The organism is Dolichospermum sp. FACHB-1250 (assembly GCF_014696335.1).
GTDB classification, from domain to species: domain Bacteria; phylum Cyanobacteriota; class Cyanobacteriia; order Cyanobacteriales; family Nostocaceae; genus Dolichospermum; species Dolichospermum planctonicum.
In genome coordinates this window covers 30,757-50,242 of the sequence record NZ_JACJPZ010000014.1, presented here as the reverse complement: position 1 = coordinate 50,242, position 19,486 = coordinate 30,757, and the positions used below count along the sequence as shown (strand labels likewise).

Genomic DNA, 19,486 nt, shown 5'->3' with positions numbered 1-19,486 from the left:
TCCCCGACTTCTCCAATAAGTCGGGGATCTATATTCAATTATCTACTCATGCTGAGATTAATTACTGACTTTGACGGTCCAATTATGGATGTTTCAGAACGATATTACCGTGTTTATCAGTTGTGTCTAGAGAAAACCCGATATCCGGGACAAACAATTACAGAACTTTCTAAAGCCGAATTTTGGCAACTGAAGCGATCGCATACTCCTGAACTTCAAATTGCGTTAAAATCGGGTTTAGATGCCCAACAAGGGCAAAAATTCACCCAAATCCGCAAACAAACAGTCCATACTCTACCCTACTTCCAATATGATACCTTGATCCCCACTGCATTACAAGCACTTAGTAAAGTTCAGGCTGCTGGTGTTGATTTAGCTGTAATGACTATGCGGAGGGTACGAGAATTAGACTATGCTTTTGGTCAGCACAATTTAGGTGAGTTTTTCCCGGAAAACCGCCGTTATTGTCTCAGTAATGACTATGTAAAAACCCGTGATGTCGAAGATAAACCTTTATTAATGGCTAAAGCATTAGCCGAACTCCCCCCTGCGGCTGATACTTGGATGGTAGGGGACACAGAAGCCGATATCGCGGCCGCCAAAAAACATGATATTAAAATTATTGCTGTTGAGTCTGGTATCCGCGATCGCACCCAACTAGCATCATATCAACCTGATATGATTCTTCCAGACTTAAAAACTGTGGTGGATTATCTCTTTAAGTAGTAGCGATAAAAATAATGGGTAATCGGCCATTAACCAATTACCCATTAACTAACGTAAAAAGCTACTTACTAACCAGATTAATATGAAAGTCAAAAGCGTTGAAAATTGATTCGCTGTCAAATTTATCAATGGTAATAGTAGTGGTAATATCCAGCCAGCAATTAAACCGCCCGCAATTAAGCCGATAATTAAACTAACCAGCGTGAATAAAACTGCTCGACCAAATTTGCCTTCCTTGCGATTGAGGAAGTAAACACCAACACCCACCCCAACTACCAATGCCAGTTGCAAAACCTGCTCAGTATCACCGGGATAAAACAGACTAATCGCACCCAAACCCAGATAACAGACCCCTGGTAATAGCACATCGGTCAATGTTGGCCTATCCAAACTTCTTTGTAGCCATTCAGGAGCTTGTTGGTTCGGGGTTAAACCTGCTTGGGGAATAGAACGAACTCGCATCTCTGGAAATCGGATTCGCTCAGGTACTTTGATTTTCCCTTCTTGGCGCATCCGCAGGCGCTCCATTAAAATCGCATCATAAGCTGCTTCAATGACTTCTCGGCTATTACTCTCACCACCATATTTTTCTAATAGGCGATTTCGAGCTTCCTGAATTTCATCGAAGCTTGCGTCTTCTGATACCCCAATTTTTTCGTAGGGACTTTGATCACTCATGGGAGTTTATTACTTCAGCCTTAATTCAGCGGCACTCTTTATTTTGCAAGAAAACAACTTTAGGTTTTATATTGATCAAAACAAATCCAAAAAACGAAATTTACACAGAATACTCAACCTAAAATAAATAGGAGATTTTACTGCTTGCTTCTGTGGATTTAAACCAGCCCGCGGACGGGTTTAAAGCCACAGGAGTAAATTTCGATCTGGCAATGGGTATGCAATAATTCTACACCAAATCATAAAAACCAGCACAACCATATAACTCAGAACCTTTTGTTTAAGTTTTAGTTCTAATTTTAGGGAGTGCATGATCTCCAACACTTGTGTATATTTTTATTATACAAAGGATTCCATATTTAACGTTTAATTGTCAAGATTTGGATCATATACAGCAGCTTTGAGGGGTAAAACCCTTTAGCTGCAAGGCTTCGTGATTCCAACTTTTACCTCATTGACTTGCAATATGCTGTATCTTGAACTAATTAGACGAATTATTTTATCCCTTGAGGACAATACTAGCATGAGTTTGTTTAATTGATCCAAAAATGATCTAAAAATTTATTTAATTTATCAAGAATTGCCGCAATGCCCCATTCCTCTATAGGGTGGGGAGCGTCAATCAAATAATCTGGATCATCATCTGTGTCCCCTGTAGATATTGAATTACTGCCAAAGTAGAACCTGGGTTCTTAGGCAATCATGTTTGTTAATGTTATGAACTTTTGTGAAAAATAATGGTCATGGCTGCTGCCAAGGTTCTTGTAGTTGACGACGATTCTGCGGTTCGGAATTTAATCCAACGTTTTTTGCTGCAACAAAATTATCAAGTAGAGTCCGCCGAAGATGGTAAAATGGCCCTAGCCGTATTTGAGCAATTTAACCCCGATTTGGTGATTTTGGATGTGAATTTACCAGATGTAGTTGGCTTTAATCTCTGTCAAGAAATGCAAAATCGTAGTGGTGTATTTGTGCTACTGCTGACTAGCAGGACAGATGAAGCCGATAAAATTCGCGGTTTTTCTAAGGGTGCTGACGATTACCTGACCAAGCCATTTGGTTTGGGAGAATTAGAGGTGAGAGTAGCCGCAATTTTGAGGAGACAGCGGGTTGTAGCTAATACAGAACAGCAGCGCTTAGTCTTTGAAAAGGTCATAATTGATTCTGTGCGACGGGAAGTAATGGTTAATAATGAGACCATCCCTTTAACAGCGCTGGAATTTGACTTGTTACATTTTTTAGCTAGTCATCCAGGCCGGGTTTGGCGAAGGGCCGAACTCATCCAACAAGTTTGGGACTATGAATACGTCGGGGATCAAAGGGTTGTAGATGTCCATATTGGTCAAATTCGCAAGAAAATTGAGTTAGATCCCAACCAATCAACGTTAATCCAGACGATACGTGGTGTAGGGTATAAGTTTGAATGCCCCACTTCACCGTAAAACTAGTTTTAATCAGATTACCATCTGTGAACTTTAACCACTTCCACATCTGAAAGGGGTGGGAGTGGTGACTAAATTTACGCGGTTAGCCTAACTTTTTGGTTGATTTGAGTACAGTTGTTAACCGTCTGTTCCTTCTGTAGCGCCGTTAATGGATTTCCAGGCTTGTAAACCACCTACAAGTTCGGCTACTGTTGTAAAACCAAGGAATTGTAAGGTTCTGACGGCTTGTGCTGCTTGGCTGTCATTTTCACCATAAATGTAAATTTGGCGTTCTCTATGTAAGCAAGTTTGGGCGCGATGTTCTAAGTCATTGAGGGGGATAGAAATTGCCCCGGTGATGCGGCTATGATTATAGTTTGAGCGATCGCGCACATCAATAATTGTAAAAGCAGGTTGTCCCCATTGCAGATTGGTCTTTAAGTCGTTAACATCAGCAACTAAATTAATACTCATAAGCTTTTCGTGCTGTCTAATCTATAAAAAATTTAGCAAATATCCCCTATTAATTCTTATTTCTTTAGAATGACAGCAGAATTTAGAAATTAATTTTTTGCAATCATAATATTGTAGGCTAATGTTTTCTAGATTTAGAAAATACTTAATTTTTAATTTTAATTCCTCATGATGGTATCTACTATTCAAGCTTTACCAACAGAAGTTGTATATTTAATTACGGCAGGAGAAGTAATTGACTCTTTGGTGGCCGTTGTCAGGGAGTTAGTAGAAAATTCCCTAGATGCTGGTGCAACGCGCATTGTAGTTTCTTTATGGCCACAATTATGGCGAGTTCGGGTAGCTGATAATGGTTGTGGTATGAATTTGGATGATTTGCAACAAGCTGCAACTGCACACAGTACAAGTAAAATTCATTCTAGTGCAGACTTATGGAAAATTAGCAGTTTAGGATTTCGTGGTGAAGCACTACATAGTTTAACAACGTTAGCAAATTTAGAAGTTTTAAGTCGTCCTTTAGGAGGAAGTGAAGGCTGGCGAATTGTTTATAATAACGAAGGAGAAGTAACAGAAGTAAATATTGCTGCTATTGCCCCTGGTACCGTGGTGACAGTGAATAATTTATTTGCTAATTGTACAGCCCGTCGTCAAGGTTTACCCGCGACAAATCAGCAATTAAAAGCTGTACAAGGGATAATTCAACAAATAGCTTTATGTCATCCTCATGTTCATTATCAAGTGTGGCAAAATGACAAAGAATGGTTTACAATTTGTCCCGCACCAACCGTGGGAAAATTAATTCCGCAAATTCTTCCTCAAGTCCGACAAGATGATTTATATGAAGTGAATTTAGAAATACCAAATCTGGAAAATTCGTCTTTACATTTAGTGATAGGTTTACCAGATAGATGTCATCGTCATCGTTTGGATTGGGTGAAAGTGGCAATTAATGGCAGGATAATTAAATCACCAGAATTAGAACAGAATATCTTATCAGCTTTCCATAAAACATTACCACGCGATCGCTATCCCGTGTGTTTTTTACATTTGCATATTCCTCCTGAGCAAATTAACTGGAATCGCCACCCAGCCAAAACAGAAATATATCTGCATGATCTACCTTTTTGGCAAGAACAAATTACCGCAGCTATCAACAAATCTCTGAGGATTTCCGAAACTAATATTAAAGAATCAGTTCACACTAGCAGAATTAGTAATTTATTAAAAGTAGCAGAATCTAAAGGTGAATATAGATTCAATTCTCAAAATTCTCAAAATTCTCAAAATTCTGAAAACAATGAAACTCAAAACCATTTAAAAGCAATTGCTCAACTGAGTAATACTTATATAGTTGCTGAACATTCTGGGGGAATGTGGTTAGTAGAACAACATATAGCCCATGAACGAGTATTATATGAACAATTATGTGATCACTGGCAATTAGTACCTGTAGAAACCCCAATTATTATTTATCAATTATCACCAGCGCAGGTTTCCCAATTAGAACGTATTGGTTTAGATATAGAACCATTTGGTGATAAAATTTTTTGCGTGCGGAACATCCCAACCATGTTAAAACAAAGAGAAGATTGTGCTGAGGCAATTTTAGAATTAAGTTGGGGGGGAGACTTACAAACTGCTCAAATTGCAGTTGCTTGTCGGAGTGCAATTCGTAATGGCACAAAAATGAGTTTACCAGAAATGCAGACCTTATTAGATAATTGGCAACGTACCCGCAACCCGCGCACTTGTCCCCATGGTAGACCAATTTATTTATCTTTGGAAGAATCAGCACTAGCGCGGTTTTTCCGACGTAATTGGGTAATTGGGAAAAGTCATGGGATTTGAAGTATTTTTTAACCGAACGGATGATAATATTCATATATTAGTTGATGAGATAAAAAATTATGTCAACAATGCAACGGGAGTCAGAATTATTGTTAAAGATTAATCAGGGTATTCCGTTAGATATTCAAAAATCTTACAACAATTTAATCGCTAAAAGAGATGTAAAAACTCTTAGCAATGATGAATATAAAGAATTATTGCGCTTAACTGAACAGATTGAAAAACAGCAAGCACAACGGATTGAATATTTAGCAGAGTTAGCGAGTTTAAAAGGAATTTCGCTGAATACGTTGATGGAAAATTTTGTCTTTTTATAATCGCTGAAGTAACTCATCATACTCAGCATGAGTACCTATCCAAAACCAGTAGATATGATCTTCCTCTAATAATCCGAGAACGCGATAGTTGATTCCCACACGAGCGGAGTATATTGGTTGACGCTGACTCACTTTTTTAAACTGAAGACTATTATGATAAGGGTCAAAACGCCACAAGCGGTATGTTTTAGTTGCTTGTTTCCTAACTGTTGCAGGAAGTTGACCAAGTTGCTGACGAAATGTATTTGTTACGCTTGACTTCATGGTTGAGGGGGAAAAACTTCATCGAGAGGAGTAATCTCACCAGATGCTATTTCCTGACGCACCATTTCAGCTATACTATCCCACTGATTATCTGTTGTAGCTGCAAAACGAATTTTCCAACCTTGCTCATTTTTGATTTCTGCGAGAAGACGGGTAGCAATTGCATTTTGTTCTTCTGCTGGTAATTTTTCAATTTCTGAAATAACTTGCTGTAGTAATTCAGTCATGGTTTAGAAATTTGAATTGCCTTTTACTAGCTATGATATCAAGTATTTGAATTAATAATGCGCTTTGCTGCCCTTATGCGCCTCACAACCCCAAAACAAGCGATACTTACGGTAAGCTTCGCTAACTCTCCCTTAATTTACATCTATCAAGCATCTAACACGCTGCTATACTGAGTTTATTTGATTTTACTTGTCAAATTAAGTTAAATTGTCAATAATAGAATTAACTCAATAAATAAATGAAATCAAATGTATATCAAGAAGTTACAAGTATTTAATTATAAGTCTTATTACGACTCTGGAGAAATGGAATTTTCACCAGGTGTCAATATTATTGTTGGACGAAATAATGCAGGTAAAACATCTTTACTTGAGGTGCTGACTTTGGATTTTGAAGATCATCCGCATAGAAGTATCAAGACATTGCCAAATAAAAGTTCGAGGTTAGAAGAAAAATCGAGAATAGAAATTATTTGGAATATTGAAAAAGAAGAATTACTAAGTTTTATGAAACAGATGTCTCCTGATCTTGGTATTCCAGCACCTAAATTAGATGAAAATTATATTGAAATGCTTTCACTGGACTATCAAAATTCTGAGGATTCTCCAGAAGAATATAAAATAAAGTATGGAAAGTATTTATATGGTTGTTTGCTTCGTGACTTGAGTGAATTTAAAACTTTCTTAGAAAATTCGGATTCTATTGATATAAGTTTATGTATTTATAGAAACATCAATTTAAATCATACAAGTCTACAGAAATTACTTAATTTTGAATCGTATAGTTATGATTATAATGAAGATTTTAATGGGAGATTTTATAAAATATTCTTCGACAATAATGAAATGATTATCGAAGATTTTTACCATGATGATTGCGAAGAATCAAAGGGAACAATTAATGAAAGCATTGGTAAGAAACTATTTGATACTTTTGTAAGTCGTATTTATAAGTTTAAAGCTGAACGTTTAAATATTGGTACTTATAAACTTAACATTCAGAGAACTGAAGTTATAACCAAGAGTGAATTAAAACCAGATGCTTCTAATCTTGCTGAAGTTCTTTTTAGATTAAATAGTGAAAATCGTGGAATGTTTGATTATTTTACTGAATTAGTTTCAAATATTCTGCCTGAAATAGAGTCAATTACTGTAGCATTAAGAGATAATTCAGATTTGGAAATACTGGTTTGGAATAAAGATAGTATTAAACATCGTAGAGGTGATTTAGCACTACCTCTATCTTCATGCGGAAGTGGCGTTAGTCAAGTCTTAGCAATTGTATATATCCTAGTTTCTTCTATTCACGAACCTAGAACAATAATTATTGATGAACCACAATCATTTTTACATCCAGGTGCAGCAAGAAAGCTGATAGAGACTATTAAACAATTTCCCCAACATCAATATTTTATTGCTACTCATTCACCAGAAATTATTACAGCAGCTAATCCATCTAATATTATTAAACTGCAATGTGAAAATTGTCAAACAACTGCATTAAGAATAGATACAAAAGATATAGAATCACAAAATGAAATATTAGATGAACTGGGAATTAGATTATCTGACGTTTTTGGTGCTGATAATATCCTTTGGGTAGAAGGTCCGACTGAGGAAAAATGTTTTCCGTTGATATTGGAAGAATTAGCCAAAATTCCCTTGAGGGGGCTTAAAATTTTATCTGTTAATAGTACAGATGCTCTTTTGGATGGAAAACATTCTGATCTTGTTGCTGAAGTATACAAAAAACTTACAACTGGAGCAAGTTTATTTCCACCAGCAATTGGATTTATATTTGATAGAGAAAATAAGACAGAAGCAAAGATTAAAGAATTAGAAAAGAGAAATTTTACATTTTTGAATTTACCCATGTATGAAAATTATTTACTGAATGCAGAAGCCATATCAGCAATAATTAACCAAGAGGCTAAATGGCTAGAGACACCTAAATTCAAGAATATCTGGATATTATTAAGCAGGAAAAAAGCAATTTACTTCCAGGTATCAAAAAAGAAGACGTTTCTGATGATAATTGGTTGTTGAAGATTCACGGGGCGAATATTCTTGAAAATTTGTTTCAAAAATTCTGTCAGAATCTATTAGAATTTAGAAAAACTAAGCATTCTTACAAACTTACCGAATGGCTAATTAAACATCAGCCAGCATTCTTATCTGAACTAGCAAAAGAGTTAAAAGAATGTTTGAGTAAACATAATTAACTAAACATCTTGAATATTTCTCTTGTTCTCTTCCTCTGCGCTCTCTGTGCCTCTGTGGTTCGTTAAAAATTCAATCCCCCTACAAACAACAACTTATAGCCAATTCCGCATTCTTCATCAACGTCTCCTTATCAAGAGTCGAAACCGGATATTGAGGAGTTACCCGCAATAAATTTTCCACCCTCTCCCGCGCTGCTTCCACCACTGCTATATCCAAACTACCATTATTTAAACTAGCAGAAAAATCCTGAGCTATTTTATATGTCCGTTCCAAAGAAGAAGAATTGATATTGCGAGAAACGATAAACAAATCACAACCAGCATGAAAAGCCCGCGCTACCGTTCCCGTTTTCATAAACATTTCTGATACAGCTTTCATATCTAAATCATCGGAAACTATCACACCTTGAAAACCTAACTCTTTTCGTAAAATATCATTTAAAATGATTTTAGATAACGTTGCTGGTACTTGTGGATCAATTTGCGGAAACAAAATATGTGCTGTCATGATTAACGGAATTTGTGCCTGAATTAATGTTTGAAAAGGAATCAATTCCCGGTTTCGTAAATCTTCCCAACTCAAATTTAATATTGGTAATTCCAAATGGGAATCTGTGCTAGTATCTCCATGGCCAGGAAAGTGTTTAGCACAACCTAAAATTCCCTCTTCTCGCAATCCTTGGTAATATTCCCGCACACATTGACTAGTTTTTTCCGGTGTAATTCCAAACGCACGGGGTCCAATAATCGGGTTTTGGGGATTTGAGAAAATATCCGCAACCGGAGACCAAGAAAGATTAATTCCCAGAGATTTTAATTCTCTAGCTGTGGCTTTAGCAACTTCAAAAGCGTGAGATTGTAATAAATAAGCATGAGGGAAACGGGTAATGGGTAAAGGAGTCCGCACTACTCGGCCACCTTCATGATCTAAAGTAGTAAACATGAAATCACGTTCGGTATATTGACGAATTTCATCAATGAGGTTTTTAAAGTTTTCTAACCAAATTGTATAGGGTACACCGTCGAGGAAATTTTTCCCGAAAAAGATGACACCAATGGGTTTTAATTCATTTAATACCCGTTTATCATCATCATTTAAAGTAGTTCCAGAAATACCCAAAATTAGATGATTACCAAAGCTTGGTGATGATTGAGATGTTGACATAATTAGTTTGATTAGTTGTTTTGCAGCTAAACTGGATCAGAATATGGATTCTAACTCTTGTGGGGTGGGCTTCTAGCCCGCCCAAATATATACAAAATATATAAATTAGGTACTTTTTAGCTGATCAATCAAAAGCTCCTGGCAATTTATCATTTTATGATAGCAAATAGATCCACTCTATAAAACTTATCCAAAACTACCCAAGTATAGACATATCTGGATAACGATAATCATAGTACATTCCGGCAAGTTTGTCTACATCTGGCTAGAATTTAAGTTACAGTTTCCAACCCCAACTTCTTCAAGATGTCGGGGATTTAAGGATGATTTTTACTAAAACCGAGAAACCAAGATCTCGCTTTTTGTATTAGCCAGATATTGTGTTTTTGGTGACAATGGTTTCAAGGTCATTTGTGGCGCATTTTGTTGTAAAACCACAGCCTGATAAGCTACGACTCCAGTATGTTCACTATCGAGACAACGAGCCGCTGTTCGAGATAAATCCAGGCTTCTGGGTGCAATGTAGGGGCCACGGTCATTAACACGCACAATTACGGATTTATTATTTTCTAAGTTTGTGACTTTTAAGTATGTATTAAAAGGTAGGGTACGATGGGCAACTGTGAAATCATCTTGATTATATATTTCACCATTTGCTGTTAAGCGACCATGAAAATAGCCGCCATACCAAGAAGCTAATCCAGAAAGTTTTGTGGTTGAAGACTCTAATCCATACATTGCCATTTGTCCTTGTATTAGCGTCAAGGGTTCGGTATGCAGGGCTATGCGGAGATTGTTAGTCCATTCCAGGGCTAATATGTCACCGCTGCGACCAAGTTGAGCGGACAGTTTTCGTTCAATTGCAAATAGTAAGCGAGTACCTACCATGAGGGACGGAGTTTTATCCACTAAACCAGGTTGTATTTCTGTAGGTTGTACTTTTGGTGATTTCACTAATTGCTGTAAGCGGTTTTGTAAAGCATTAGCTGTAATGCGATCAGGGAGTCTAGCAACAAAGTTGTTATTAACCCATACTTCATAATTAGATACACTACGCTTGACAATTAATACTGGTGCATAATCGTAACTGCCATTTTGCTCTACTGCATTGTTAATGACATTAAAGAAGCTTTGGAGCGATCGCACAACAGTAGGAGGTGAAAAATCGAGTTTGGGAACACTAAACTGGGTGAATTTAACTAAGCTGTTGTGCAGCTTGATTGTATAATAGGGTGTTAACTAAATAAGCGATTCCTACGGAGCGCTTCGCTATCGCTAGGGAAGTATGCCAGCAAAAAATCATCTATCTCAAAAGCAGAAGGAAAGGCTATTAAAAACCCTTAAAGAGCAAGAAAATCCCTATATAAGAGAGAAGGTTCTTATTTTATTATTGATGAATGACGGCAAAACTTACCAAGAAATTAGTGATTTTTTAGATATTGCATATCCAACAGTAGCATATTGGGCGGTGCATGGAGATCCTGATAACCTAGAAAGTTTTTTGGATGGAAGAAGAGAAGGTAACTTCCGTAAAGTGACTAAAGAATATGAGAATTTGTTATTAGAAATAATAGAAAAAGAGCCGACAGAATATGGATATGAATTTGGTCGTTGGACAGCAGCTAGATTGGCAACATATCTAGAATCAGCAACAGGAATTAAGTTAAGTGGTTCTCAGGTAGGGAGAATTTTAGCGAAAAAAAAGTACGTTTACCTTTGGGCAAGGTACAGCCTAGAAGACAAACAGAATCCAGAGAAACGGAAATTATTTAAAGAAAAATTAGCAGAATATTTAAAAATAACGAATATTGCTCCAGAGCGTTTACAGGTATGGTTTTGGGATGAAAGTGGATTTAGTTTAAGAGTGATAAGAAGAAAAACATGGGGAAAGAAAGGTAACAGAAAAAAGGTCACAGGACAAAGAAGAAGAGGAAGAGTAAATATTATGGGAGGGTTGCGTTATCATGACAAAAAAAGAATTAATTTTGTGATTAAGAAGGGAAACGCAGATGTTTTTTATGAACAGTTGACATCATTGAATAATTTTCTAAGACAAGAATGGATAGAACAAGGGAATCAAATCGAAAGTTTTGAGAATAATGCTGCCAAAATAGTTATTATCTTAGATAATGCTAGTTTTCATAAAAGAAAAGATATTTTAGCTCAGATTGAAGCAAAAATGCCAAATATTATTTTGGAATTTTTACCACCATATAGTCCAGATTATAATTTAATTGAACTGGTTTGGCATTCCGCAAAAGAATATATAGCTCATAGATTATTTGAATCCGTATCACAGCTAGAAGAATTGTTAAATAAATTGCTAAATGAAGGAGGTCTTATTATTAAATGGGAGCGCAAAATTAAAAATAAAGGTAATGCAGTTTATTAAATTTAGCTGCGTAACAGCTTAATACAGAGTTAGTAACATTTTTCCAAGGAGTTTGTGCAGCTATATTTTCTGGCACAGGGGAACAAAATTTTGTTTCTTTGGCCTTGAATGTTGTCAAATCTGGGATAATGGCGGCATCTCGATGTGATGCTAATTGTTTATTTATCCAATCAAAAGTGAAGAGAGTTTTTGATATGAAGATTTTTTGCCAAGCATTTTTATGTTGTTGAGCATTTGTCAAAAATTGATGCTGATCCTTGACTAAATTAGCTGTAAATTGTGTTGGGGATGCCAACCCCATTGGTAAAGCTGTCAACATGAAAGTACCACCCGTAAAGGATGTTAACCATAGTATTCCGTTTGATATCATAGTTTAGTTATTGTGGAAATAGATGCTAAATTTCCGGGTAAATATGCCCAGATTAAACAAAAAAGGTTTTATTAAACAAGAGACAAATTTTTGGTAATTACATAATTAAATTTCAGATTTAATGATGATTAAACTGTCTGGGATCATCATATAACGCCATGGCTATTTAAATTGATAAGAATTTTAAATATATTTGCGGTAATTAGGAGTATTTCCCAAATTTTTGCTTATTAATGCTCATAATTTTCGCTATTTAGCTTACTGATTTAGAGACATAATTTACGTCTAAATACATAAATCAAAAACTGGCTTTTGTATTTGTAATCAGCAGTTAGCCGAAAAAATGCACGGATGGAAATTGAGATATAAACTACACCAAATATTTTTCTATAAAAAATATTTAGTTAATTAAATTACTTAATGTGTAAGTAAATTACATAGTTAGTGGCAGTGGGGGGAAATTTTTTAGGAGGTAATTCAGAGAGGAAACGGCAAATGTAAAGGATTGCAACGTATAATGAGAACGACAAAACAATTAAGAAATATTAAAGAACAGTAGGTTAAATGCAAGTAGCATTCACGAAGTGCAGCGTAGCCATCGCAGGAGGGGGTCTAGCAGGACTTTCCTGTGCAAAATATCTAACGGATCAAGGTTACACCCCCATTGTTTTGGAGCGTCGAGACGTAATTGGGGGGAAGGTGGCCGCGTGGAAGGATGCTGATGGTGATTGGTACGAAACGGGGCTGCACATTTTTTTTGGGGCCTATCCCAATATGTTGCAGTTATTCAAAGAATTAGACATTGAAGATCGGTTGCAGTGGAAAGAACACACAATGATCTTTAATCAACCTGATTCCCCAGGAACTTACAGCCGTTTTGATTTCCCAGATTTACCGGCACCTATAAATGGTGTCATTGCCATTCTGAGAAACAACGATATGCTAACCTGGGCGGAGAAAATCAGTTTTGGTATCGGGTTACTACCAGCCATACTGCAAGGGCAAAAGTACGTGGAAGAAATGGACAAATATTCTTTCCGGGAGTGGTTGCAAAAACAAAACGTTCCGCCCCGGGTAGAAAAAGAAGTATTTATTGCTATGTCCAAAGCTTTGAACTTCATTAACCCAGAGGAAATTTCTGCCACGGTCTTATTAACAGCCTTGAATCGCTTCCTGCAAGAGAAAAACGGCTCAAAAATGGCCTTCCTAGACGGTTCACCCACAGAAAGATTGTGTCAGCCAATTATTGACCACATTACTGAAAGGGGTGGTGAGGTACGTCTGAATGTGCCTTTAAAAGAGATTTTACTCAATGAGGATGGAACTGTTAAAGGATTCCTATTGCGGGGCTTGAACGGGGCAGAAGATGAAATACTCACAGCGGATATTTATGTATCTGCCCTACCTGTTGACCCTTTAAAGCCGATTTTACCCAATGCGTGGAAAGAAATGCCATTTTTCCAACAATTAAACGGTTTAGAAGGTGTACCAGTGATTAATGTTCATATCTGGTTTGATCGCAAATTAACAGATATTGATCATCTACTATTTTCCCGGTCTCCACTCCTGAGCGTTTATGCTGACATGAGTAATACTTGTCGTGAATATGCCAATCCTGACCGTTCAATGTTGGAATTAGTTCTAGCACCAGCCGCAGATTGGATATCTAAATCCGATGAGGAAATCGTCGCTGCAACTATTAGCGAATTAGAAAAACTCTTTCCCCAACACTTTGGGGGAGATAATCCTACAAAAATACTGAAATATCATGTGGTGAAAACACCGCGTTCAGTTTACAAAGCTACCCCAGGTCGCCAAGAGTACCGTCCTTCCCAACAAACCCCCATTTCTAATTTCTATCTGACTGGGGATTATACAATGCAACGTTATCTCGCCAGTATGGAAGGGGCGGTACTTTCTGGTAAACTAACAGCGCAGGCCATTTCTCAAGCGCTGACGGTAGCAAATCCCTCTCACCTGCAAACGCCAACCCGACCGCCCGCCACGAATGCTGCAACTGCCTGATTCCCCCCCGCGCATGAAAACGCTGGTCTCTATAGATGAGTCATACAAGCTTTGTCGGGAACTCACTGCTAAGTACGCTAAGACTTTTTATTTGGGTACAATGCTGATGAGTCCGGCCAAGCGTCAATCTGTTTGGGCAATTTATGCCTGGTGTCGCCGTACAGATGAATTAGTGGATGGTCCTGCCTCCGCTATCACCACGCCAGAAACCCTAGAACTATGGGAAAATCAACTGGAGGCGATTTTTGCGGGCTGCCCTTTGGATAATTTTGATGTAGCGTTAGTAGATACCCTCCAACGCTTTCCTTTAGACATTCAACCCTTTCGGGATATGATTGCTGGTCAGCGCATGGATTTGCATCGTAGTCGCTATGAAACTTTTGAGGATTTATACCTCTACTGCTACCGGGTAGCGGGAACTGTAGGTTTGATGTCAACAACGATTATGGGTGTAGATAATAGCATCTATACAGCCCCTTGGCATCAAAACCAACAGCCCTATCTTCCCATAGAAGAAGCGATCGCTTTGGGAATTGCTAACCAACTTACGAACATCCTCCGTGATGTCGGTGAGGATGCCCGTCGCGGCCGCATCTATATTCCCTTGGAAGATTTGGCCAAATTTAATTACACTGAGGAAGAATGTATCCAGGGCGTAGTTGATGACCGCTGGCGTTCACTGATGCGGTTTCAAATTGATCGCGCCCGTCAATTCTATATTCAAGCAGATAAAGGTATTAGTTATCTCGCTGCTGATGCTCGGTGGCCTGTCTGGTCTGCATCTATGCTCTATGAGCAGATTTTAGAAATGATTGAGCGCAATGATTATGATGTGTTCAGTCAGCGAGCTTATGTTCCTCAATGGAAAAAGTTACGCACCTTGCCGGCAGCCTGGATGCGATCGCAAGTGCTATAACTTGTTTATTGGTCATTGGTCATTGGTCATTGGTCAATGGTCAATGGTCATTTAATTTTTTAACAAAATAACTATTGACAAGCCCAAAAACTTCTGATAACATTGTTAAACATGACTGGAGAGGTGGCTGAGTGGTCGAAAGCGGCAGATTGCTAATCTGTTAAGGGATTATATCCCTTCGAGGGTTCGAATCCCTCCCTCTCCGTTTTTATCAAGAATCGCCGCAATACCCCATCCCTCTTTAGGGTGGGGAGCGTCAAAGCTAGTGGAATTAAGGGGTTGGTTTCAACCTACCGCTACCACGACCTTCTTTTTTGGTGTTCATAAAAAATTAGATTTCCTCAAATCCAAAAACGTTGATTTCTGACACCCTGTATTTTATTTAAGGACTAAAATATTTAGTCTTTTAAGCATCTTTAACTTGACTTGCAAAATTGCTAAAGCGGACAATGGAATTTAGCAGGGATGTATATTCCTGGGCGTTGATATGATAATTTTCGTTAAACTCATGCAACAATTGAATGATTGCAAAAGTTGTAGATTCTAGTTTTGCTCTTTTTCTAGCCGCTCTAACAGCCTGAGACTTACTATGATAAACATGATTATCGCTAATACCGATTTGCTCATCTTCTATCCAACACTGAAAAATGTAACCTTTTGATGATGGTATGATTTCAATTAACCAACCATAATATGGGTACTGTAATTTCATGTTTTTTTCCCTAGTGACATCCATCTATGTTTAACCTCCTTTATTCACATCTGAACAGAACAACATTATAGAACCTATATATGCAATTACCGTGCAGGATTTGTGCAAAATTTGTGCAGATGAAAATACAGTCCCTTGCTTGTAAAATATTAGGTAAAATAAAAACTCTATCTCAAGAGGTATTATTCCTCTTTGAGACGATAACCTAAGCCATGAACTGTTTGAATTAAATCTTCTGAAGCACCTATAACTCTGAGTTTTTGACGCAGAGAACGAATGTGAGACCTAAGAGTTTCTTCTGCGGGAGAGTCGTCTATTGACCAAACTTGTTCAATAATACCAGAACGACTTAATACTCGTCTGCCATTGGCCATCAATAATTCTAAAATAGCAAATTCTTTTGCAGTTAAGGAAATGGTGTAAGTATCATAAGTAGCTTCATAGGTACTTTGATTCAAATGTAGTTTACCCCAGGATAAACCGACTGTAATTGTCGAATTACCGCGTCTGAGTAAAGCGCGGATACGAGCCATTAATTCTTCTAAGTCAAATGGTTTGGAAACATAATCATCCGCACCCGCGTCCAAGCCAGCAATTTTGTCCGATATTGTATCACGGGCTGTTAACATGAGGACGGGTACACCTGAATTGCGATATGCTGGGTTGGTGGTGCTAGTATTACGTAAGCGTTGACAGAATTTCATTCCGTCCAGTTTGGGTAGTGTGACATCTAGAATAAATAAATTATACTTCATAGACTCGGCTAAATCCCAAGCTTCTTCGCCGTCTCTAGCTACATCTACGATATAATGGCGGTTGGTTAAAGCTTCTGTTAATACCTCTGCTAATTGAGTATCATCTTCAACGATGAGAATTCGCATGATTATAAATTAGTATTTTATGAAATGGTCTTTACAAGGAAAATGGATTGCTGTAGGGTTTACTTTCACCCTTTTACTAATGAGTTTAGTTGTATTTGCTTCATTTAAGAATACATCTGAAATTAAACAAAGTGCTAATAGAGTGAATCATACTTACAAAACTCTGAATACGTTAACAAATTTTTATGCAGCAATGACGGTTGCAGAATCAGCGCGACGGGGGTATATTTTTATGGGAAGTAAACAGGATTTAGAACGGTATGAAAATGCGTTGATAAATATACATCATGGACTAAAATTGCTACAGAAGCAGATACATTTTAGCAGGAGTCAACAAGAAAGATTTACAATTTTTAACGCTTTGGTAAATCAAAGATTAGCCCTTTTAGAACAATCTATACAACTTTATCAAAAAGATAAAAATGCCATACAATCTCAAACTGAGATCACAGAGCGCAGTGTCAAAATCAGGGAACAAATTCTACCACTAATTTCTGACATTAAAGCGGAAGAACAAGATTATTTACAAAACTCTCTCCAAGAATCTGAATATATTATTCATTCAAGAATAGTCATAGAAATTTTGGCGACAATTTTAATTATTGTAGTCATTTCTGGTTTATGTATTATGCTTGAGCGTCAATGGGTAAAGCGTGATAAAATTAAATCTTTAGAATCTTCTCTATTTCAAGAAAAGAAAATTGGAGAAATGAAAGTTCAGATATTTTCTATGGTATCTCACGAATTTCGCACACCTTTGAGTGTGATTTTACTTTCTGCTCAATTATTAAGAGAATCTCTTAAGGATGTTATCAATGAAATACAATTTAAAAATCTCTCTCGTATTCAATACTCGGCTAAATTAATGAATCATATGTTAACTGATATATTAACTTTAACAAGAGCAGAAGCAGGTAAGTTGGATTGTAAAACTCAATTAATCAATATAGAAGATTTTTGTTTAAATTTGGTTGAAGATATACAAGTTTTTAATCCAGTAACCCATAAAATTATATTTATTAACGAAAGCGGAATTTTTCGGGGATATTTAGATGAAAAACTCCTATATTCTATGCTCACAAATTTACTATTAAATGCTATTAAATATTCAGATATTGGTAGTCAAATATCCTTGATTTTAAAATCAGAACCCAAATTTATCATCTTTCAAGTAATAGACAAAGGTATAGGAATTTCCCTGACAGAACAACAGAAAATATATGAGCCTTTTTATCGTTGTCAAAATGTTGATAATATCGTGGGAAGTGGTTTAGGATTATCTGTAGTCAAAAAATGCGTAGAATGTCATCAGGGAGAAATTAATTTAGAGAGTCAAGTAGGAATTGGGACAATTTTTACGATTAAAATTCCCCATCCCAATATAGGATAGGGATAATTATCAAAAATTCTGCTAAAGTAACAATAAATTAGCAAATTTATATCTATGGATAATAATGATTTAGCTTTTACCCCAGCTTTAGAGTTAGCGCAATTAATTCGACTGCGGGAAGTTTCACCCCTAGAGTTGGTAGAAGTATATTTAGAACGCATTGAACGCTTAAACCCCCAATTGGGAAGTTATTTCACAGTTACGGCAGATTTAGCCGTTGCTGATGCTAAAATTAAAACAGAATTACTCACAACAACTTCAGAATTACCCCCATTTTTTGGTGTACCAATTTCTATTAAAGACTTAAATGCAGTTGCAAATGTGACTTGTACTTATGGCAATTCAGCCCTGTTAAATAATATCGCTAATGACGATGATGGTGTAGTTACCAAAATTAAACAAGCTGGGTTTATTATTCTTGGCAAAACCGCTACTTCTGAATTAGGTTCTTTTCCTTACAGTGAACCTACGGGATTTCCTCCAGCTAGAAACCCTTGGAATTTGGCATATACTCCTGGTGGTTCTAGTGGTGGTGCCGCAGCATCGGTAGCAGCGGGATTAAGTGCGATCGCTCAAGGTTCAGATGGTGGTGGTTCGATTCGTGGTCCTGCGGCTTGTTGTGGCGTAGTTGGAATTAAACCCGCTAAAGGTAGAGTTACTAAAGCCCCTGTAGGTGAAAACTTAGGTGGTATTGCTGTGGATGGACCCATTGCCCGTACCGTAGCTGACGCAGCGGCGATGTTAGATGTTATATCTGGATATGTCACAGGTGATCCCTATTGGTTATCAGATCCACAGCCATCCTTTCTGAATGCAACTGAGGTTAAATTAAATCCTCTGAAAATTGCTTTTAGTACCAAGATCATGCCTTTCGGAGAAGCTGACATAAATTGTCAACAGGGAGTATTAAAAACAGTCCAGTTATTAGAACAATTTGGACATCAAATTACGGAACAATACCCAGATTTTAGTCGCTTAATTGAACCATTTAAAGTAGTTTGGCAAGCAGGAGTAGCAGTTGCAGGAATTCCCTCAGCAGCCTTGCAACCATTAAACCGCTGGTTATTAGCAAAAAATGGTTCTGTAGGTGAATATCTGCAAGCACTAGCCCAAATGCAGATTGTCTCCCGGCAGATTGTCGCGTTTTTTAATACCATAGATGTATTAGTATTACCAGTTTATCTCCATTCTCCGATTCGCGTGGGAGAATGGGCAGATTTGAGTCCAGAAGAGACATTTGCTAAAATTGTCCATTGGGTTGCCCCTTGTCCTGTTGCAAATGCTACCGGATTACCTGCGATCGCCTTGCCGATGGGTTTCGATAATAACGGTTTACCCATAAGTGTACAATTAATTGGTAAACCTGCGGCCGAGTCTACTTTAATTAGTCTAGCAGCCCAATTAGAAGCGGCCAACCCTTGGATTCAACATCGGCCAGCACTTTAAGTCAAAATC

The 19,486-nt window shown here is 37.3% G+C and carries 19 protein-coding genes and 1 tRNA gene; 11 read left to right on the top strand and 9 right to left on the bottom strand.

From position 1 onward, the window contains the following. The first annotated feature begins 48 nt into the window (after positions 1 to 48). Positions 49 to 726 (top strand): HAD family hydrolase, encoded by a 678-nt coding sequence (locus H6F39_RS07020; protein ID WP_137908805.1) that lies wholly within the window; start codon positions 49 to 51, stop codon positions 724 to 726. Positions 727 to 774: 48 nt separating this feature from the next. Here the strand turns inward: H6F39_RS07020 and H6F39_RS07015 are convergent, their stop codons facing one another. Continuing rightward, complete coding sequence (locus tag H6F39_RS07015; RefSeq protein WP_137908804.1) at positions 775 to 1,404, bottom strand: CPP1-like family protein; 630 nt, start codon at positions 1,402 to 1,404, stop codon at positions 775 to 777. A gap of 743 nt (positions 1,405 to 2,147) precedes the next feature. On the opposite strand from H6F39_RS07015, the gene H6F39_RS07010 reads away from it, so the two are divergent. Further along, a complete protein-coding gene (locus H6F39_RS07010; RefSeq protein ID WP_137908803.1) occupies positions 2,148 to 2,846 on the top strand; it encodes a response regulator transcription factor in 699 nt (232 codons plus the stop codon). A gap of 120 nt (positions 2,847 to 2,966) precedes the next feature. On the opposite strand, the gene H6F39_RS07005 is transcribed toward H6F39_RS07010, so the two are convergent. Continuing rightward, positions 2,967 to 3,302: a rhodanese-like domain-containing protein gene (locus H6F39_RS07005; protein WP_137908802.1), complete on the bottom strand. Its 336-nt coding sequence runs from the start codon at positions 3,300 to 3,302 to the stop codon at positions 2,967 to 2,969. Between the two features lie 171 nt (positions 3,303 to 3,473). Between H6F39_RS07005 and mutL the strand changes: the two genes are divergently transcribed. Together mutL and H6F39_RS06995 are read left to right on the top strand one after the other, a co-directional pair. Next, complete coding sequence (mutL, locus tag H6F39_RS07000; protein ID WP_137908825.1) at positions 3,474 to 5,150, top strand: DNA mismatch repair endonuclease MutL; 1,677 nt, start codon at positions 3,474 to 3,476, stop codon at positions 5,148 to 5,150. A 59-nt stretch (positions 5,151 to 5,209) separates the two neighbouring features. Continuing rightward, positions 5,210 to 5,467: a hypothetical protein gene (locus H6F39_RS06995; protein WP_236097159.1), complete on the top strand. Its 258-nt coding sequence runs from the start codon at positions 5,210 to 5,212 to the stop codon at positions 5,465 to 5,467. On the opposite strand, the gene H6F39_RS06990 is transcribed toward H6F39_RS06995, so the two are convergent. Beyond that, positions 5,462 to 5,731, bottom strand: a complete 270-nt coding sequence (locus H6F39_RS06990) for a hypothetical protein (protein ID WP_190372467.1) — start codon at positions 5,729 to 5,731, stop codon at positions 5,462 to 5,464. The two genes, H6F39_RS06995 and H6F39_RS06990, sit on opposite strands and share 6 nt — an antisense overlap. Further along, entirely contained in the window at positions 5,728 to 5,958 is a 231-nt protein-coding gene (locus H6F39_RS06985; RefSeq protein WP_137908800.1) for a hypothetical protein, read from the bottom strand. The genes H6F39_RS06990 and H6F39_RS06985 overlap by 4 nt, the downstream gene beginning before the upstream one ends. Positions 5,959 to 6,264: 306 nt before the next feature. Here H6F39_RS06985 and H6F39_RS06980 point away from each other — a divergent pair, with 306 nt between their 5' ends. After that, positions 6,265 to 8,004 (top strand): AAA family ATPase, encoded by a 1,740-nt coding sequence (locus tag H6F39_RS06980; protein WP_242028618.1) that lies wholly within the window; start codon positions 6,265 to 6,267, stop codon positions 8,002 to 8,004. Positions 8,005 to 8,259: 255 nt separating this feature from the next. On the opposite strand, the gene nagZ is transcribed toward H6F39_RS06980, so the two are convergent. Next, a complete protein-coding gene (nagZ, locus tag H6F39_RS06975; RefSeq protein ID WP_190396446.1) occupies positions 8,260 to 9,345 on the bottom strand; it encodes a beta-N-acetylhexosaminidase in 1,086 nt (361 codons plus the stop codon). 333 nt (positions 9,346 to 9,678) lie between these two features. Next, the gene (locus H6F39_RS21105; protein ID WP_370539370.1) at positions 9,679 to 10,491 is read right to left on the bottom strand and encodes a septal ring lytic transglycosylase RlpA family protein; all 813 of its coding nucleotides are present in this window, start codon (positions 10,489 to 10,491) and stop codon (positions 9,679 to 9,681) included. Between the two features lie 139 nt (positions 10,492 to 10,630). On the opposite strand from H6F39_RS21105, the gene H6F39_RS06965 reads away from it, so the two are divergent. Then, positions 10,631 to 11,737, top strand: a complete 1,107-nt coding sequence (locus H6F39_RS06965; RefSeq protein WP_190396445.1) for an IS630 family transposase — start codon at positions 10,631 to 10,633, stop codon at positions 11,735 to 11,737. Here the strand turns inward: H6F39_RS06965 and H6F39_RS06960 are convergent. Continuing rightward, the gene (locus H6F39_RS06960) at positions 11,709 to 12,107 is read right to left on the bottom strand and encodes a hypothetical protein (protein ID WP_190396444.1); all 399 of its coding nucleotides are present in this window, start codon (positions 12,105 to 12,107) and stop codon (positions 11,709 to 11,711) included. The genes H6F39_RS06965 and H6F39_RS06960 overlap by 29 nt on opposite strands. Before the next feature lie 564 nt (positions 12,108 to 12,671). On the opposite strand from H6F39_RS06960, the gene pds reads away from it, so the two are divergent. The 3 genes from pds to H6F39_RS06945 all read left to right on the top strand — a co-directional run bounded on the left by pds (position 12,672) and on the right by H6F39_RS06945 (position 15,253). Next, positions 12,672 to 14,132: a 15-cis-phytoene desaturase gene (gene pds, locus H6F39_RS06955; protein ID WP_190396443.1), complete on the top strand. Its 1,461-nt coding sequence runs from the start codon at positions 12,672 to 12,674 to the stop codon at positions 14,130 to 14,132. Beyond that, positions 14,116 to 15,048, top strand: a complete 933-nt coding sequence (gene crtB / locus H6F39_RS06950; RefSeq protein WP_190372465.1) for a 15-cis-phytoene synthase CrtB — start codon at positions 14,116 to 14,118, stop codon at positions 15,046 to 15,048. Before pds ends, crtB begins: the two co-directional genes overlap by 17 nt. A gap of 117 nt (positions 15,049 to 15,165) precedes the next feature. Further along, positions 15,166 to 15,253: transfer RNA gene (locus H6F39_RS06945), tRNA-Ser, on the top strand. 201 nt (positions 15,254 to 15,454) lie between these two features. Here H6F39_RS06945 and H6F39_RS06940 read toward each other — a convergent pair. Together H6F39_RS06940 and H6F39_RS06935 are read right to left on the bottom strand one after the other, a co-directional pair. Next, positions 15,455 to 15,760, bottom strand: a complete 306-nt coding sequence (locus tag H6F39_RS06940) for a hypothetical protein (protein ID WP_190372464.1) — start codon at positions 15,758 to 15,760, stop codon at positions 15,455 to 15,457. Between the two features lie 182 nt (positions 15,761 to 15,942). Continuing rightward, positions 15,943 to 16,641: a response regulator transcription factor gene (locus H6F39_RS06935; RefSeq protein WP_190372463.1), complete on the bottom strand. Its 699-nt coding sequence runs from the start codon at positions 16,639 to 16,641 to the stop codon at positions 15,943 to 15,945. A gap of 19 nt (positions 16,642 to 16,660) precedes the next feature. Here H6F39_RS06935 and H6F39_RS06930 point away from each other — a divergent pair, with 19 nt between their 5' ends. Together H6F39_RS06930 and H6F39_RS06925 are read left to right on the top strand one after the other, a co-directional pair. Then, entirely contained in the window at positions 16,661 to 18,031 is a 1,371-nt protein-coding gene (locus tag H6F39_RS06930; RefSeq protein WP_190372462.1) for an ATP-binding protein, read from the top strand. Positions 18,032 to 18,085: 54 nt separating this feature from the next. After that, the gene (locus H6F39_RS06925; protein WP_137908796.1) at positions 18,086 to 19,477 is read left to right on the top strand and encodes an amidase; all 1,392 of its coding nucleotides are present in this window, start codon (positions 18,086 to 18,088) and stop codon (positions 19,475 to 19,477) included. The last annotated feature ends 9 nt before the right edge of the window (positions 19,478 to 19,486 follow it).